Consider the following 15,599-nt stretch of genomic DNA (forward strand, 5'->3'; position numbering starts at 1 on the left):
AAGAGAACAGTAACTGATGAAGACGCTGTGGTGGCAGACCGTCGGAACGGGAAATTGCCATCTTGTGCTGCTGCACGGATGGGGACTGAATGCTGAAGTGTGGCGTTGCGTAAGCGAGGAACTTGCCTCGCAATTTACGCTGCATCTGGTGGATTTGCCGGGTTATGGCCGCAGCCGCGGCTTTGGCGCGATGTCGCTTGATGAGATGGCGCAGCAGGTTCTGGACGCCGCGCCGCAAAACGCTGTCTGGCTGGGCTGGAGCCTGGGCGGGCTGGTGGCAAGCAAGATTGCGCTGGATAACCCCGGGCGCGTGAGCGCGCTGGTTACCGTTGCCTCGTCACCCTGTTTTAGCGCGCAGGACGCGTGGCCGGGGATCAAGCCTGAAGTGCTGGCAGGGTTCCAGCAGCAGCTAAGCGACGATTTCCAGCGGACGGTGGAGCGTTTTCTCGCGCTGCAGACGATGGGTACCGAAACCGCGCGTCAGGACGCGCGCACGCTGAAGCAGACCGTGCTGTCGCTGCCGATGCCTGACGTTGAGGTGCTTAACGGGGGGCTTGAGATACTCAAGACGATCGATCTGCGTGAACCGCTGGCGTCGCTGGCGCTTCCGCACCTGCGTATGTATGGCTATCTGGACGGGCTGGTGCCGCGTAAGGTGGTTCCACTGCTGGATAACCTGTGGCCGGAAAGCCAATCAATGGTGGTCGCTAAAGCGGCACACGCGCCATTTATCTCACATCCTGGCGAGTTTTGTTCGGCGCTGTCCGCCTTTATTCGCGCAGTGCCCACCACTCCCTGAGGCAGGCTTTTCCTTCCGGGCAATGTTTACAGCTGCCGGACAGACAACCGTCCGGCTCTTCCTGAATGCGCACCGCTTTCCCCATGGCTTCCAGTCTTTCCAGCATGGCGTCGATCATCGGCTGCGGCGTATGCAGGCTGAGGCTCAGCTGTTTCGCCTCCATTCGCCCCTGCAGTGCCAGCAGGTCACGAACCTGAATCAACGATGCCATGGGGTGTGCTCCTTAGTGACAGTCGCCTGCCGGGCTGTTGCAGCAGGTCGCCGCGGTTTTACGGTTTGCCAGCAGGTCGATGTCGACGCGGCTGCGTGCCCGCCGCAGCAGGCCGAGAACGATCACGTTAAACAGCACAACCGCGAGAATGCAGACCAGGCTGTAGCGCGGGTGCTGGCTGAAATTGACGGTTTGATAAAACAGCGTCGCCAGCGAATACGCGATGTTTAATCCCCACAGGATGGAGAAGCCCATCCAGCCGCGGCTGGACTCGCGAGCAATCGCCCCCATCACGGAGATGCATGGAATATAGAGCAGAACGAAGATGAGGTAGCTGTAGGCCGCGGACGCGCTGCCAAACTTCTCGCCCATCACGCCCATGGCACCGGTCGCCATCTCGCCGTCGCCTTTGCTCGCCTCAATCGGGTTCGCCAGCACGCTCAGGCTGAAGGTGTCCTTCAGGCTCTGCCAGGTTTCCTCTACGGCACCCAGCAGTTCGTCACCGAGGTGAAACTCCGCCGGGTTAAATTCCTGCTCCTGAATGTTCTCGGCGGTGTAGAGCGTGTTCAGGGTACCGACAACCACCTCTTTTGCCATCGCGCCGGTAAACAGCCCGACGGTTGCCTGCCAGTTATCCTCATGCACGCCAATCGGTTTGAAGACCGGCGTGATGACGCGGCTGACGGAGGCGAGGGCAGAGTCGTTAATGTTATCCGCTGCCTGTCCACTCAGGGTAAAGCTGTTCAGGGCGCTCAGGAAAACGCTGACGATGACAATCACCTTACCGGCGCGCAGGACGAAGCCTTTCAGACGCTGCCAGGTCTGGATCGCCAGGCTTTTCAGATGGGGGACGTGGTACACCGGCAGCTCCATCACGAACGGCGACGCTTCACCGCGCATGATGGTGTGTTTCAGCATTAAGCCGGTCAGGATCGCCATCACGATGCCCAGCACGTACAGCGAGAAGACCGCCAGCGCGCCCTGCTGGCCAAAGAAGGCTGCCGCAAAGACCGCAAAGATCGCCAGTCGGGCACCGCAGGACATAAACGGCGCCATCATGATGGTCATCAGACGCTCGCGCGGTGCATCCAGCGTGCGCGCGCCCATCACCGACGGCACGTTACAGCCGAAGCCGACGATCAGCGGGACGAAGGATTTGCCCGGCAGGCCCAGCGCCTGCATCAGACGATCCATCACGAACGCCGCGCGCGCCATGTAGCCGGAATCTTCCAGGAACGAGAGGAACAGGTACATCATGCCGATCTGCGGCACCAGCGGCAGAACGGTATTGATACCGCCGCCGATCCCCTGCGCGAGGAAGATGGTGAGCCATTCCGGGAAGTGCAGGGTGTAGCCCACCCACTGAATGCCGTGCACGAAGACCGCGACGGAACCGGCGTCAAAAATCGGCTGCAGCGCGCCACCGATGTTAATGGCGAGCAGGAACATCACGTACATCACCAGCAGGAAGATGGGCAAACCGAGGAAGCGGTTGAGCACAATCTTATCCACCGCCGCCGTAAAGCGGCTGGGTTCCGCCGTCAGCGCGTTACTGACCACGTCGCAAATCGAGGCGATAGCCTGGTAACGGGCATCGGCGATGTGCAGCGCCGGGTCGTCCAGCTCGTCGCTAAGACGGGCCACCGTCACGTCCAGCTTATCGGCCGCATGACCGGCATAAGCGCGGCTGTAGATATCCCCTTCCAGCATCTGCAGGCCAAGCCACAGGCGCTGTTTCGCAGGCATGGCTTTGTCCATCTCCTGCGCCAGCACGTTGGCTTCGCGCAGGAGAGGCTGGGCGTAGTGCACCAGCTCAACGTCGCGATTTCCCGCGTGACGGTCAATGGCCAGCTTCAGCGCATCAATACCGCGCGCGCGCGTCGAGACCAGCGGAACGACCGGGCACCCGAGGCGTGCGGAGAGGGCATCAACGTCGATGCGTAGCTTTTGTTTCTCTGCGATGTCGAGCATGTTGAGCGCCACGATGCAGGGGATACCCAGCTCCAGCAGCTGCAGCGTCAGATAGAGGTTACGCTCGAGGTTTGAGGCATCGACCACGTTGATCAGCAGATCCGCGTCGCCGCCAAGAATGTAGTGACAGGCGATTTGCTCATCGAGCGAAGTTTGCGACGAAATGGTGGTTAAAGAGTAGGTGCCGGGAAGGTCAACCAGCGTCATCTGGTTGTCTGTCGTCGTGAACTGCCCCTCTTTACGCTCAACCGTTACGCCCGCCCAGTTGCCCACGCGCTGGCGAGCCCCGGTCAGCTGGTTAAAAAGCGTAGTCTTGCCGGAATTAGGATTGCCAATTAAGCCAATAGTTAACTTTTTCATTTTTCTGGACTCACTGAAACCGCTGGCTTGTTATCGGGATAAGGCTTCGACTTCTATTAACGCGAGGTCTTTTTTACGCAGGACCAGATTCACGCGTCGGGTTTCGATATGAACCGGATCGCCTAACGGTGCCACGCGTACGACCTGGAATGACGAGCCGGGCAGCATGCCAAGCGACAGCAGCTTTTGCCGATAGGCCGGGCTAATTTCGCGGGTAAAACCGGTAATCTTCCATGCACTGTCTGGAGTGAATTGCATAACGCCTGATTCCACGAAAGGTTAAATTATCTACTATGTGATGATAATGAGAATAGTTTTTATCAGCAATATTAAAACTGTGACGGAATGTTGTTTACGGTATTAATTTACGGCCTGTTTGACCTTGCTCAATATTTGCTGAAATGCCGGGAAAACGAAAAGAGAGGTATTTGTTAACGGGGTGATAATTCGCGGTTTAAATATGGCTACACGCTATTTATTTTAATTCCCTGCGGCCTGCTTGCCGGACGGCACTGCGTTTGCCCGGCCTACAAAACCGTAGGCCCGGTAAGCGTAGCGCCACCGGGCATGTACAACCTTAGCGTTTTTTACCCATCGCGGCCGCCAGCGCATCCATCATCGCGCTGTTGCCTGCAGGCTGGGCGTCACGTCCACGCGGTTTTGCCGCTTTCGCGGCCGGACGCTGCTGCTCGCGGCCCCCACCGTTGCCGCCGCGGCGCGCGTTGGTGTCACCCGGCTGCTCGTCCAGACGCATGGTCAGGGCGATACGCTTGCGCTGCAGATCCACTTCCAGCACTTTCACCTTCACGATGTCGCCCGCTTTGACCACGGTGTGCGGGTCTTCAACGAACTTGTCGGCAAGGGATGAGATATGGACCAGGCCATCCTGATGCACGCCGATATCCACAAACGCGCCAAAGTTGGTGACGTTGGTCACCGCACCTTCCAGCACCATCCCTGGCAGCAGGTCGTTCATGGTCTCGATACCGTCAGCAAAGGTCGCCGTTTTGAACTCAGGACGCGGATCGCGGCCCGGTTTTTCCAGCTCTTTAATAATGTCGGTAACGGTTGGCACACCAAATTTGTCGTCAGTGAAATCAACGGCTTTCAGGTTGCGCAGGGCGCTGCTGTCGCCCATGAGATCCTTCAGCGCCTGCTGGGTGGCGGCCAGGATGCGTTCCACCACCGGGTACGCTTCCGGGTGAACGGTGGAGGCATCGAGCGGGTTATCGCCGTGGTTGATGCGCAGGAAGCCCGCGCACTGCTCAAACGCTTTTGGCCCCAGACGGCTTACCTTCAGCAGCTGCTGACGGTTCTGGAACTGGCCGTTCTCATCGCGCCAGGCGACGATGTTTTGCGCCATCATGCGGGTTAAGCCCGCTACGCGGGTCAGCAGAGGGACGGAGGCGGTGTTCAGGTCAACGCCAACGGCGTTTACACAGTCTTCCACCACCGCGTCCAGCTTGCGCGCCAGCTGAGTCTGGCTCACGTCATGCTGATACTGGCCCACGCCGATCGATTTCGGGTCGATCTTCACCAGTTCCGCCAGCGGATCCTGCAGGCGGCGAGCGATCGAGACCGCACCGCGCAGGGAAACGTCCAGATCCGGGAACTCCTGTGCCGCCAGCTCGGACGCGGAATAGACGGACGCCCCGGCCTCGCTGACGATCACTTTCTGCGCCGTCACTTTCGGGAACTGCTTCTGCACGTCGAGATAGAAACGTTCGGTTTCGCGGGACGCCGTACCGTTGCCGATGGCGACAAGTTCGACGTTGTATTTTTCGCACAGCGCCGCCACCACGACGGCCGCTTTCGCTGCCTGGCCGGTATGCGGATAGATGGTGTCTGTGGCGACCAGCTTGCCGGTGCCGTCAACGACAGCGACTTTTACACCGGTACGCAGACCCGGATCGAGACCCATGGTCGCGCGCAGGCCAGCAGGGGCGGCCATCAGCAGGTCGTGCAGGTTGCGGGCGAAGACGTTGATGGCTTCATCTTCGGCGCGTTCGCGCACGGTGCCCATCAGCTCGGTTTCGAGGTGCATCAGCACCTTGATGCGCCAGGTCCAGCTCACCACGCCTTTGCGCCAGCTGTCAGCCGGGGCGTTGTTCAGGCGCAGGCCGAGATGGTCGATGATGATCTGCTCGCAGTGGCTCTCTTTCGGCGGCTCGTCAAACTGCGGGTCGGCGTTCAGGGAGAGCTGCAGCACGCCTTCGTTGCGGCCGCGGAACATTGCCAGCGCGCGGTGAGAAGGGGTGGTGGAAATCGGTTCGTGGTGATCGAAGTAGTCGCGGAATTTCGCGCCTTCTTCCTCTTTACCCGCGACGACGGTAGAGACGATGTGGGCGTTCTTCCACAGATAATCACGCACTTTAGCGAGGAGGGCGGCATCTTCAGCGAAGCGCTCCATCAGAATGTAGCGTGCGCCGTCGAGGGCGGCCTTGGTGTCCGCTACGCCTTTGTCGGCGTCGATGAATTTCGCCGCTTCGGTATCCGGATCGTGGGACGGCTCGTTCCACAACAGGTCGGCCAGCGGCTCAAGACCCGCTTCAATTGCAATCTGTCCGCGCGTGCGGCGCTTCGGCTTGTACGGCAGATAGAGGTCTTCGAGTTCGGTTTTGCTCAGGGTGCCGTTAATGGCGCTTTCCAGCTCGCTGGTCAGCTTGCCCTGTTCGCCGATAGATTTGAGGATCGCCTGACGACGTTCTTCCAGCTCGCGCAGATAGCCCAGACGGGTCTCCAGGTTACGCAGCTGCGTGTCGTCCAGACCGCCGGTGACTTCCTTACGATAGCGTGCAATAAACGGCACGGTGTTCCCTTCATCAAGCAGGCGAACGGCAGCTTCTACCTGTTCGGCTCTGGCCTGAAGTTCACCCGCAATAATGCGGCAGAGCGAATCTTTCATCATGGCTTTATCATCTGTTGAGTCGAAAAAATCAGGGGATAGTTATACGGGCTGACACGGCAAAATGCCAGCCGGGGAGGGCGCTCTCGGACTATTTTACGTAGACGATCTCATTAACGTACCAGCTGGCTTCACCGGCTGGGGTTTGCACGACGGCCAGATCGCCCACTTCCTTTTTCAGCAGCGCGCGGGCCATCGGGGAGTCGATGGAGATGTAATCCTTACGACCAAAAATTTCATCGTAGCCGACGATGCGAAAACGCAGGGTGTCACCGTCGTCGTTTTCAATCTCCACCCACGCGCCGAAAAAGACTTTGCCCTCCTGCTGCGGGGAGTAATCGACGATTTTCAGGTTCTCAAGGCACTTCGTCAGATAGCGTACACGGCGGTCAATTTCGCGCAGCCGCTTCTTGTTGTACTGGTAGTCAGCGTTTTCGCTGCGATCGCCCAGGCTCGCGGCCCAGGTCACCTTTTTGGTCACCTCAGGACGCTCTTCGCGCCAGAGGAAATCCATCTCTTTTTTGAGCTTCTCGTACCCTTCGCGGGTGATCAGGGGCGTTTTCATGGTGCTGCCTTTGCTGCCGGTTCTCTGTTTTGCGCACAATACGTACCACACAGTGTAACAGACAGGATTAATAATAATTTATGTGGTGAAATGAAAAGATAAGCTGCTGTTAAATATGCTTTGTAACAATTTCGACTAGAATTTATACCAGAATTAACTGGTCGAATACGTGCACTTTTTTAGAATACGCTGTTACAAAGACTATCCGAACCTTTGGGAGTACACACAATGCAAGAAAACTATAAAATTCTGGTCGTGGATGACGACATGCGCCTGCGTGCGCTGCTGGAGCGTTATCTGACCGAGCAGGGCTTCCAGGTTCGCAGCGTCGCGAACGCTGAGCAAATGGATCGTCTGTTGACCCGTGAATCTTTCCATCTGATGGTTCTCGACCTGATGCTGCCAGGCGAAGACGGGCTCTCTATCTGCCGCCGTCTGCGCAGCCAGAGCAACCCGATGCCGATCATTATGGTAACGGCGAAGGGCGAAGAAGTTGACCGTATCGTGGGCCTCGAAATCGGCGCCGACGACTACATTCCAAAACCGTTTAACCCGCGTGAACTGCTGGCGCGCATTCGCGCCGTGCTGCGCCGTCAGGCGAACGAGCTGCCGGGCGCACCGTCGCAGGAAGAAGCCGTTATTGCCTTCGGCAAGTTCAAGCTGAACCTCGGCACGCGCGAAATGTTCCGTGAAGACGAGCCAATGCCGCTCACCAGCGGCGAGTTCGCGGTGCTGAAAGCGCTGGTTAGCCACCCGCGTGAGCCGCTCTCCCGCGACAAGCTGATGAACCTGGCGCGCGGTCGCGAATACTCCGCAATGGAACGCTCCATCGACGTGCAGATCTCCCGTCTGCGCCGCATGGTGGAAGAAGATCCGGCGCATCCTCGTTATATTCAGACCGTATGGGGTCTGGGCTACGTGTTCGTTCCGGACGGCTCTAAAGCATGAGGCGAATGCGCTTCTCGCCGCGAAGCTCGTTTGCCCGCACCCTGTTACTGATCGTCACCCTGCTGTTCGTCAGCCTGGTGACGACCTACCTGGTGGTGCTGAACTTTGCGATCCTGCCGAGCCTCCAGCAGTTTAATAAGGTCCTGGCCTACGAAGTGCGTATGCTGATGACCGATAAGCTGCAGCTGGAGGACGGCACGCAGCTGGTTGTTCCCCCGGCGTTTCGTCGTGAAATCTACCGTGAACTGGGCATCTCGCTCTATTCGAATGAAGCGGCGGAAGACGCGGGTCTGCGCTGGGCGCAGCACTATGAATTCCTCAGCCAGCAGATGGCGCAGCAGCTGGGTGGCCCGACGGAAGTGCGCGTCGAGGTCAACAAAAGCTCGCCCGTTGTCTGGCTGAAAACCTGGCTGTCACCCAACATCTGGGTGCGCGTCCCGCTGACCGAAATCCATCAGGGCGATTTCTCGCCGCTGTTCCGCTATACCCTGGCGATTATGCTGCTGGCGATAGGCGGAGCCTGGCTGTTTATCCGAATACAAAACCGACCGCTGGTCGACCTGGAGCACGCTGCGCTGCAGGTCGGTAAAGGCATTATTCCTCCTCCGCTGCGCGAGTATGGCGCCTCGGAAGTCCGCTCGGTGACGCGTGCGTTTAACCATATGGCGGCAGGCGTGAAGCAGCTGGCGGATGACCGTACGCTGCTGATGGCGGGGGTGAGCCATGACCTGCGCACCCCCCTGACGCGTATTCGTCTGGCGACGGAGATGATGGGGGAAGAGGACGGTTACCTTGCCGAGTCCATCAACAAGGACATCGAAGAGTGCAACGCCATCATCGAGCAGTTCATCGACTACCTGCGCACCGGCCAGGAGATGCCGATGGAAATGGCGGACCTGAACGCGGTGCTGGGTGAAGTGGTGGCGGCAGAAAGCGGCTACGAGCGTGAAATTGATACTGACCTTCAGGCCGGTGAAATTCAGGTTCGTATGCACCCGCTCTCCATTAAGCGCGCGGTGGCGAACATGGTGGTCAACGCGGCGCGCTACGGTAACGGCTGGATCAAAGTCAGCAGCGGGTCTGAACTCAACCGCGCCTGGTTCCAGGTGGAAGACGACGGTCCGGGCATCAAGCCCGAGCAGCGTAAGCATCTGTTTCAGCCGTTTGTGCGCGGCGACAGCGCGCGCAGCACCAGCGGTACGGGCTTAGGCCTGGCGATTGTGCAGCGTATTGTGGATAACCATAACGGGTTGCTGGAGATTGGTACCAGCGAGCGGGGTGGATTGAGCATTCGCGCCTGGTTGCCGGTTCCGGTCACGCGGGGGCAGGTGAAAGAGAGTTGAAAAAAGGGTGGCACGAGCCACCCTTTTTTGCAGGTCGGGTAAGGCGAAGCCGCCACCCGACATGGACTACAGTTTTGGACCCGCGCTCACCAGCGCAGCACCCGCCGGGGTATCGGTATACTTCTCGAAGTTCTCGATAAACAGCTTCGCCAGCGATTCCGCTTTCTCGCGCCACTGTTCAGGCGAACCGTACGTATTGCGCGGGTCGAGGATATGCGTATCCACACCCGGCAGCGACGTTGGGATCGCCAGGTCAAACATCGGCAGCGTGAAGGTTTCGGCGTCGTCCAGAGAACCATCCAGAATAGCGTCGATAATGGCGCGGGTATCTTTGATGGAAATACGTTTGCCGGTACCGTTCCAGCCGGTGTTCACCAGGTATGCCTGCGCGCCGGATGCCTGCATGCGTTTCACCAGCACTTCAGCGTACTGCGTCGGGTGCAGCGACAGGAAGGCTGCGCCGAAACAGGCGGAGAAGGTTGGGGTTGGCTCCGTCACGCCGCGCTCGGTACCCGCCAGCTTGGCGGTGAAACCGGAGAGGAAGTGGTACTGCGTCTGGCTGGCCGTCAGGCGAGACACCGGCGGCAGCACGCCAAACGCATCCGCCGTCAGGAAAATAACCTTCGTGGCATGACCCGCTTTTGACACCGGCTTCACGATATTGTCGATGTGGTAGATGGGGTAAGAGACGCGGGTGTTTTCCGTTTTCGACGCATCGTCGAAGTCGATGGAGCCGTCGGCACGCACGGTGACGTTTTCCAGCAGCGCATCGCGACGGATCGCGTGGAAGATATCCGGCTCGGCCTCTTCAGACAGGCGAATGGTCTTCGCGTAGCAGCCGCCTTCAAAGTTGAATACGCCGTCGTCATCCCAGCCGTGTTCGTCATCACCAATCAGACGACGTTTTGGATCGGTAGACAGGGTGGTTTTCCCGGTGCCGGACAGGCCGAAGAAGACCGCCACGTCGCCTTTTTCACCGACGTTAGCCGAGCAGTGCATGGAGGCGATGCCCCGCAGCGGCAGCAGGTAGTTCATGACCGAGAACATCCCTTTCTTCATTTCGCCGCCGTACCAGGTACCGCCGATCAGCTGGATACGCTCGGTCAGGTTGAAGGCAACAAAGTTTTCGGAGTTCAGACCTTGCTCTTTCCACTGTGGGTTGGTGCATTTCGCGCCGTTCATCACGATGAAATCAGGGGTGAAGTCCTGCAGCTCTTCGTCGGTTGGACGAATAAACATGTTTTTCACGAAATGCGCCTGCCAGGCCACTTCGGTGATAAAACGTACGGAGAGACGGGTGTCGGCGTTAGCGCCGCAGAAAGCGTCGACAATAAACAAACGCTTGCCGGAAAGTTGATGGGTGACGAGCCCTTTCAGGTGCTGCCAGGTTTCCGGAGAGAGCGGTTTGTTGTCGTTCTTCCCTTTGCCCTTGTCAGCCCACCACAGCGTATCGCGGGTGGTTTCGTCTCGGACGATATACTTATCTTTCGGCGAACGACCGGTAAAAATACCGGTATCGACGGCGATAGCACCAAGGTTCGTCAACACACCGCGCTCGTATCCTTCCAGTGCTGGATTGAGCTCTTCCTGATACAGCGTATCGTAGTCGGGGTTGTAGACGACTTCCTGGACGTCGTGAATACCATAAGCCTTGAGATCTTGCGGGGTTAAACCAGTAACACGCATATCACTGCTCCTTAGCCAATATGTACTGCCTGAAATTGTAGGGTTTTTCTGAGGTTGTTTACCGCGACGGGGCTCATAGATTCACGCATCTGGACAAAACCCTTACTAACGGAAAACGCTGCGACTCCAGTCACAGCGCAGGCGGATTATCGCAGGAATCGCTTTTTTGTTGGGGAAAATGTTCCGAAAAGGTTAAAGGCTGGTGATTTTATCGGAAAGAATGTGAATGTAATCGCATACACGTAAGAAAATTACGTAAGAGTTACATTGGGAAAACGATTCAGCTTGGGGGGTGTTTTTTACCCCTCAACCCAGCCCTCTTCCCAAACGGAAGAGGGTGAGGGGAAAGAAGTTTAGTGAACCTGCGGATCCGCCGGGGAGGCGTTGTTGCGGATCTCAGCGATATCCATCGAATTGAACACATAGTGCGTACCGCAGTAGTCACAGTGCATATCAATTTCGCCGTCTTCCGCCATGATGCTGTCGATCTCTTCATCCGGCAGGGTTTTCAGTGCGCCAGCGCAGCGCTCGCGGGAGCAGGTGCACTTAAACTCCACGGACTGCGGGTCGTAGACGGTCACTTCTTCTTCGTGGTACAGACGCCACAGCACGTCGGTCGCCGACAGGTTGAACAGCTCTTCCGCCTTGATGGTTTCGGTCAGCGTCGCCAGGTGCTCGAAATCATTGGTCTGCGCGTCCTGCGCAGGCAGAACCTGCAGCAGCATGCCGCCAGCAGCAGGCTGACCGTCCACTTCACCGGTGCGGATGAAGAGACGCGTCGGCAGCTGTTCAGAACGCATGAAGTAATCTTCCAGGCAGGCTGCGAGAGTATCGCCTTCCAGACCGACCACGCCCTGATAGCGTTCACCTTCCTCCGGGGAGATGGTGATCACCAGGTAGCCATTACCTACCAGCGTTTTGAGGTCAGCATTTTCAGGCACGTCGCCCTGAACGCGCGCCACGCCGCGCATCTGCTGCTGGTTATTGCCGTTGATTACCGCCAGCGACATTGGGCCGTCACCCTGCAGCTGCACGGTGATATCGCCGGCAAACTTCAGCGTTGCGGTCAGCAGGCTGGTGGCAACCAGCAGTTCGCCCAACAGGGTCTTCACCGGCAGCGGGTAGTTGTGGTTTTCCAGAATCTGTTTCCAGGTTTCGGATACGGTGACCAGCTCGCCGCGCACGGCGAATTGTTCAAACAGATAGCGGTGTAATTGGTCGTGTTGGGCCATTTTCATCTCTCGTGCGGGTGAGGGTTACTCGCTCTCACCGTGTTTAAATTTCATCAGATCGCGGCGCTCTTTTTTATCCGGTCGCCGGTCCGGGTGGGGCATGGTCAGCGCATTCATTTTGCGCGCCAGCGCGGTCTTCTCGCGCTTTTCAATGCTTTCCGCCGTCTCTTCATAAAGCAGGACGGCTTCCGGGGCGGGCCGTCGTTGTTCGGTAATGGCTTTAATCACTACCGTACGTTCATCGTTGCCCTGACGCAGCGTTAAGGTGGCATTCAGCTCAACCAGCTTGCTTGGTTTGCTGCGCTGGCCGTTGTAATGCACCTTTCCGCCGTCAATCATCTCGCGGGCAAGGGCGCGCGTTTTATAAAAACGCGCCGCCCACAGCCATTTATCCAGTCTTACCCCGTCAGAGGGTTTATCTTTCATGGCCTCTCCTTCACGGTCAGTGAGGGGATCATCTGGCGGTAGTCGTTCAGTCCCGGGTGGCGCAGATAGCTTTTTTCAGCCAGGCCAGAGTCAGGATTGGTGACGCCCAGACAATAGCGAATGCCAAACCTTGCCGCGGAATCCAGAATGGGCTCGCTGTCGTCAATGAACAGCGTACGTTCCGGCTGCAAGCCCGTCTCTTCCTTCACCGCATGCCACAACCGCTGATCCTCTTTCGGATAACCAAATGTGTGGGTGGAAAGTAATAAATCAAGGTGTGATGCCAGACCCGTATGCTCCAGCTTCACGGCCAGGTTATGGGGATGCGCATTGGTCAGCAAAATACGGCGTTTGCCGCTTGCTTTCAGCGCATCCAGGAACGGAACCGTATCCTCGCGCAGCACGGCGCGTGGACCCTGGGCGGTGGTCATGGCACAAATATCCAGACCGAGGCGCTCGCTCCAGTAGTCCAGACAGTACCAGTTTAGCGTATGTTGCACGGCGCTATATTGCGAACGAATGAATGCCTGCGCTTCTGCCGGAGAGATTCCCTGCTGCTCGCCATAGGTTTCCGGCACCAGCGTTTGCCAGAAATAGTTATCAAAGGCGAGATCGAGCAGCGTGCCGTCCATATCCAGCAGAACGGTGTCGACCTGCTGCCAGTCGATATCAAGATGCATAGGGGGGAACTCCAGCCAGAAGAATCGTGCGCGACAGGGTAGCACATCTTGTCGCGCAACGACGTTATCAGATCAGGCTCTCAGAGGAGGGGATCAGCTTAGGATTGAGGCAATTTTCATAATATTGCTGGATCTCTGCAAGCCGGGTGCGCGAGCGCTGGTAGCGTCGCAGGGCCATAAAGCCGTTCCAGAAAATGGCGATCAGCATCGCGGTCATCAGCAGAGAGGTGCCGATGTAGCGCCATAAACCTGCGCTATCCGGCATCCGGTGCAGGCCGATATGGCGAGTGCCGTTGGCGTCGGTATAAACACTCGTGACAATCCCTTCTGCGCTGAACGGCGTTTGCATCAGCATCTGCGCCAGGCGCTGGAACTGGCTCCACTGCTCCTGCGCCGGGTAGTCATAAAGCGCCACCTGCGGGTAAGGCTGATCGACCAGGTCGCTGCCTTCATCGCTTGCAATCACAAAGCCGCCCGGTGCCGGGCTGTTCAGCGCCTGAGCCGCCCGGGTGGTTTCGCGCATCATAAACGGTGATGTGGAGGTGGCGACCAGGTTATCCAGCGATTCAGCGCTCACCGGACGCAGCAGCACGTTGACGCCATCCAGTCGTCCCGCTTCGGCGCGCTTTACCAGCGAGTCCCAGTCTTTACTGTTCCCCAGGTTGACCAGGGCATTTTTAAGACGTATGCACTCATCCTGCGAAGAACAGAGATCCTGCGTTTTCAGAACGATGTCACCAAAATCATCCAGCAGAACCATGCCTGATTTTTGAATGGCCGAACGCAGCGCAGGGCTGACGCGCGAATCATCGTCCGGTTTCGGGTGCAGCTGGCGGTTAACCGTCTGGGTAAGCGCCGTGGCTTTATTCACCACTTCTGATTCCGGCAGCGGCAGCGGCGGTGCGTCGTTCCAGATAATTTGCGAGCAATCGAAAGGCATGAACGGCGAGTTCTGACGCGTGTTCCATGCACCCGGCGTGTGAATATTACACATCCCGGTTCCCTTCAGGCGCAGCGTGTCTCCCACGCGTACACCGGCTTCATCCAGCTTGTTGACGCTGGTCGCTTCAATGGTTTGCGCCCCTTTGATCCACGACAGAGTGAATTTGATGGGCATATCCAGCGGCACGAAAAGCAGCAGCATGACTAAGACCAGCGCCGCGCCCCCGGCAATGACCGTGCTGCGAAGCCAGTGCTGAAGCGGGAAATTTTTCACTTCATCATGCAGGGATAAGAAGCGTCCCTGACGCACAACGTGTCGGTCAAGGTAGATATCAATATCGGTTTTCTGGCCTAAATCCTGCGCGATCCACGGTTGCCAGTGGCGCGGGTAAATCAGGTCAATAATCCCGAGCGAGATATTGTTGAGGTGTTCCTGATCGTTTTCACCGAACAGACCCCAGCGCTTTGGCGTCCCGCGCAGGCAGTGGATCTCGCGCAACGAGGTTTTGGCCGGCGGAGCAAAGAGCCCCCAAAGCCCGCCCGCCAGCAGCAGCACCGCACCGCCCGCCAGCCAGGGGACAAACACATCCGGCGTCAGCAGGCAGAAAAAAAAGAGCAGGAAGGCGGCGACGATCAGCAGGGCTTCACGAATGCCGTCCGGGCGGCTCAGGGCGTACTCTTCATGCGTCTCCTGACGAATGTTCAGCAGTTCAATCTGCTCTGTCTCTTCGCCACGAATAGAAGCCTGCGTCGAACTGGCGCGCTCCAGCGCAAAACGCGGGGCTTCCTGAAGATATTCATTCAGCGTGTGGCCGTTAAGCGAGATAACCAGAGGCAATGAATCGGTGTGAATCAGCTCAACGCTGTTTTCGTCATTAATGTATTGCTCCCAGGACGGAGGGAGATGCACTTCGACGGAATCAAGGTAATAGCGCCACTTGTTGGGGTCATCAGTCGTGATGCCGTAGCGCGTGATGGATCGCGTCACGCAGAGCACGGTATCACTCTGCGCATTAAGCTTTAACGCCACGGGCGCTGCGGTGGCACCCGTTGGCCCAGGCGTGAGCTGAGTACGGTTCAGGATTTCGAGATAGTTTTCAACCGCATCGCGCTCGTCTTGCGTGAGTTTACGCGTGGTCGCGCCCGCAAATGCAGTTAAAAAAGGCAGGCGATAACGGCGCTGTATGCGGCGCCTGTACAACCACCCTGCAACCAATGCGCCGGCCAGCATAGCAGCGAGAACAATCAAAATGGTGCTCATGCTTTCCCCATCTTACTTATCTTCTTACAGGTGTAGTCAGTAGCACCTTTACATTGAATGAGAGTCTGTGGCTGGCTATCGGCAAGTATGGAGTCGAACTTGAGCATTCTGAAGCGCATCCCAGTGACCGGTGATGATAGCAAAGCCTGTTATGGCGCGATATCAGCAAATTCCTGGAAACATTTCAACCTCTTGACATTTGTTTTGAATTGAGGATTGATCCCTGCTACGTTGCATAAATGTAAATAAAGAACGATTGACATTGCCGAA

The 15,599-nt window shown here is 57.6% G+C and carries 13 protein-coding genes; 3 read left to right on the forward strand and 10 right to left on the reverse strand.

What is annotated here, in order from left to right:
- Window positions 1-16 precede the first annotated feature (16 nt).
- Window positions 17-799, forward strand: a complete 783-nt coding sequence (bioH, locus tag AA74_RS0100755) for a pimeloyl-ACP methyl ester esterase BioH (RefSeq protein ID WP_008503053.1) — start codon at window positions 17-19, stop codon at window positions 797-799.
- Here bioH and feoC read toward each other — a convergent pair.
- The 5 genes from feoC to greB form a co-directional block, all read right to left on the reverse strand.
- Window positions 771-1,010, reverse strand: coding sequence for a [Fe-S]-dependent transcriptional repressor FeoC (gene feoC / locus AA74_RS0100760; protein WP_008503052.1), 240 nt, complete (start codon window positions 1,008-1,010; stop codon window positions 771-773). The genes bioH and feoC overlap by 29 nt on opposite strands.
- A 12-nt stretch (window positions 1,011-1,022) precedes the next feature.
- Window positions 1,023-3,341 (reverse strand): Fe(2+) transporter permease subunit FeoB, encoded by a 2,319-nt coding sequence (gene feoB / locus AA74_RS0100765; RefSeq protein ID WP_025910297.1) that lies wholly within the window; start codon window positions 3,339-3,341, stop codon window positions 1,023-1,025.
- Between the two features lie 30 nt (window positions 3,342-3,371).
- Entirely contained in the window at window positions 3,372-3,599 is a 228-nt protein-coding gene (gene feoA, locus AA74_RS0100770; protein WP_008503050.1) for a ferrous iron transporter A, read from the reverse strand.
- A 319-nt stretch (window positions 3,600-3,918) separates the two neighbouring features.
- Window positions 3,919-6,249: a Tex family protein gene (locus tag AA74_RS0100775; RefSeq protein ID WP_025910299.1), complete on the reverse strand. Its 2,331-nt coding sequence runs from the start codon at window positions 6,247-6,249 to the stop codon at window positions 3,919-3,921.
- 88 nt (window positions 6,250-6,337) lie between these two features.
- On the reverse strand, window positions 6,338-6,811 hold the full coding sequence (gene greB, locus AA74_RS0100780) for a transcription elongation factor GreB (RefSeq protein WP_008503048.1): 474 nt from the start codon (window positions 6,809-6,811) through the stop codon (window positions 6,338-6,340).
- Between the two features lie 228 nt (window positions 6,812-7,039).
- On the opposite strand from greB, the gene ompR reads away from it, so the two are divergent.
- Together ompR and envZ are read left to right on the forward strand one after the other, a co-directional pair.
- Window positions 7,040-7,759, forward strand: coding sequence for a two-component system response regulator OmpR (ompR, locus tag AA74_RS0100785; protein ID WP_001157751.1), 720 nt, complete (start codon window positions 7,040-7,042; stop codon window positions 7,757-7,759).
- Window positions 7,756-9,102 carry a two-component system sensor histidine kinase EnvZ gene (gene envZ, locus AA74_RS0100790; protein WP_008503047.1) on the forward strand — a complete coding sequence of 449 codons (1,347 nt, stop codon included), beginning with the start codon at window positions 7,756-7,758 and terminating at the stop codon, window positions 9,100-9,102. The genes ompR and envZ overlap by 4 nt, the downstream gene beginning before the upstream one ends.
- Window positions 9,103-9,168: 66 nt before the next feature.
- On the opposite strand, the gene pckA is transcribed toward envZ, so the two are convergent.
- From pckA to AA74_RS0100815, 5 genes are all read right to left on the reverse strand, one after another.
- On the reverse strand, window positions 9,169-10,788 hold the full coding sequence (gene pckA / locus AA74_RS0100795) for a phosphoenolpyruvate carboxykinase (ATP) (protein ID WP_021242192.1): 1,620 nt from the start codon (window positions 10,786-10,788) through the stop codon (window positions 9,169-9,171).
- Between the two features lie 353 nt (window positions 10,789-11,141).
- Window positions 11,142-12,026: an Hsp33 family molecular chaperone HslO gene (gene hslO / locus AA74_RS0100800; RefSeq protein ID WP_161958630.1), complete on the reverse strand. Its 885-nt coding sequence runs from the start codon at window positions 12,024-12,026 to the stop codon at window positions 11,142-11,144.
- A gap of 18 nt (window positions 12,027-12,044) precedes the next feature.
- Window positions 12,045-12,446, reverse strand: a complete 402-nt coding sequence (gene hslR / locus AA74_RS0100805) for a ribosome-associated heat shock protein Hsp15 (protein ID WP_025910302.1) — start codon at window positions 12,444-12,446, stop codon at window positions 12,045-12,047.
- Window positions 12,443-13,126 carry a GMP/IMP nucleotidase gene (gene yrfG, locus AA74_RS0100810; protein WP_008503043.1) on the reverse strand — a complete coding sequence of 228 codons (684 nt, stop codon included), beginning with the start codon at window positions 13,124-13,126 and terminating at the stop codon, window positions 12,443-12,445. Before yrfG ends, hslR begins: the two co-directional genes overlap by 4 nt.
- 67 nt (window positions 13,127-13,193) lie before the next feature.
- Window positions 13,194-15,329 (reverse strand): intracellular growth attenuator family protein, encoded by a 2,136-nt coding sequence (locus AA74_RS0100815; RefSeq protein ID WP_008503042.1) that lies wholly within the window; start codon window positions 15,327-15,329, stop codon window positions 13,194-13,196.
- Between the last annotated feature and the right edge of the window lie 270 nt (window positions 15,330-15,599).

Origin of the sequence: Enterobacter sp. 5-4 (genome assembly GCF_000612205.1) — a bacterium.
Lineage (GTDB): Bacteria > Pseudomonadota > Gammaproteobacteria > Enterobacterales > Enterobacteriaceae > Enterobacter > Enterobacter roggenkampii.

Bases quoted from the DNA above. Each gene is read 5' to 3' on its own strand.
- bioH (WP_008503053.1), top strand. From the start codon at position 17: ATGAAGACGCTGTGGTGGCAGACCGTCGGAACGGGAAATTGCCATCTT.
- feoC (WP_008503052.1), bottom strand. From the start codon at position 1,010: ATGGCATCGTTGATTCAGGTTCGTGACCTGCTGGCACTGCAGGGGCGA.
- feoB (WP_025910297.1), bottom strand. From the start codon at position 3,341: ATGAAAAAGTTAACTATTGGCTTAATTGGCAATCCTAATTCCGGCAAG.
- feoA (WP_008503050.1), bottom strand. From the start codon at position 3,599: ATGCAATTCACTCCAGACAGTGCATGGAAGATTACCGGTTTTACCCGC.
- AA74_RS0100775 (WP_025910299.1), bottom strand. From the start codon at position 6,249: ATGATGAAAGATTCGCTCTGCCGCATTATTGCGGGTGAACTTCAGGCC.
- greB (WP_008503048.1), bottom strand. From the start codon at position 6,811: ATGAAAACGCCCCTGATCACCCGCGAAGGGTACGAGAAGCTCAAAAAA.
- ompR (WP_001157751.1), top strand. From the start codon at position 7,040: ATGCAAGAAAACTATAAAATTCTGGTCGTGGATGACGACATGCGCCTG.
- envZ (WP_008503047.1), top strand. From the start codon at position 7,756: ATGAGGCGAATGCGCTTCTCGCCGCGAAGCTCGTTTGCCCGCACCCTG.
- pckA (WP_021242192.1), bottom strand. From the start codon at position 10,788: ATGCGTGTTACTGGTTTAACCCCGCAAGATCTCAAGGCTTATGGTATT.
- hslO (WP_161958630.1), bottom strand. From the start codon at position 12,026: ATGAAAATGGCCCAACACGACCAATTACACCGCTATCTGTTTGAACAA.
- hslR (WP_025910302.1), bottom strand. From the start codon at position 12,446: ATGAAAGATAAACCCTCTGACGGGGTAAGACTGGATAAATGGCTGTGG.
- yrfG (WP_008503043.1), bottom strand. From the start codon at position 13,126: ATGCATCTTGATATCGACTGGCAGCAGGTCGACACCGTTCTGCTGGAT.
- AA74_RS0100815 (WP_008503042.1), bottom strand. From the start codon at position 15,329: ATGAGCACCATTTTGATTGTTCTCGCTGCTATGCTGGCCGGCGCATTG.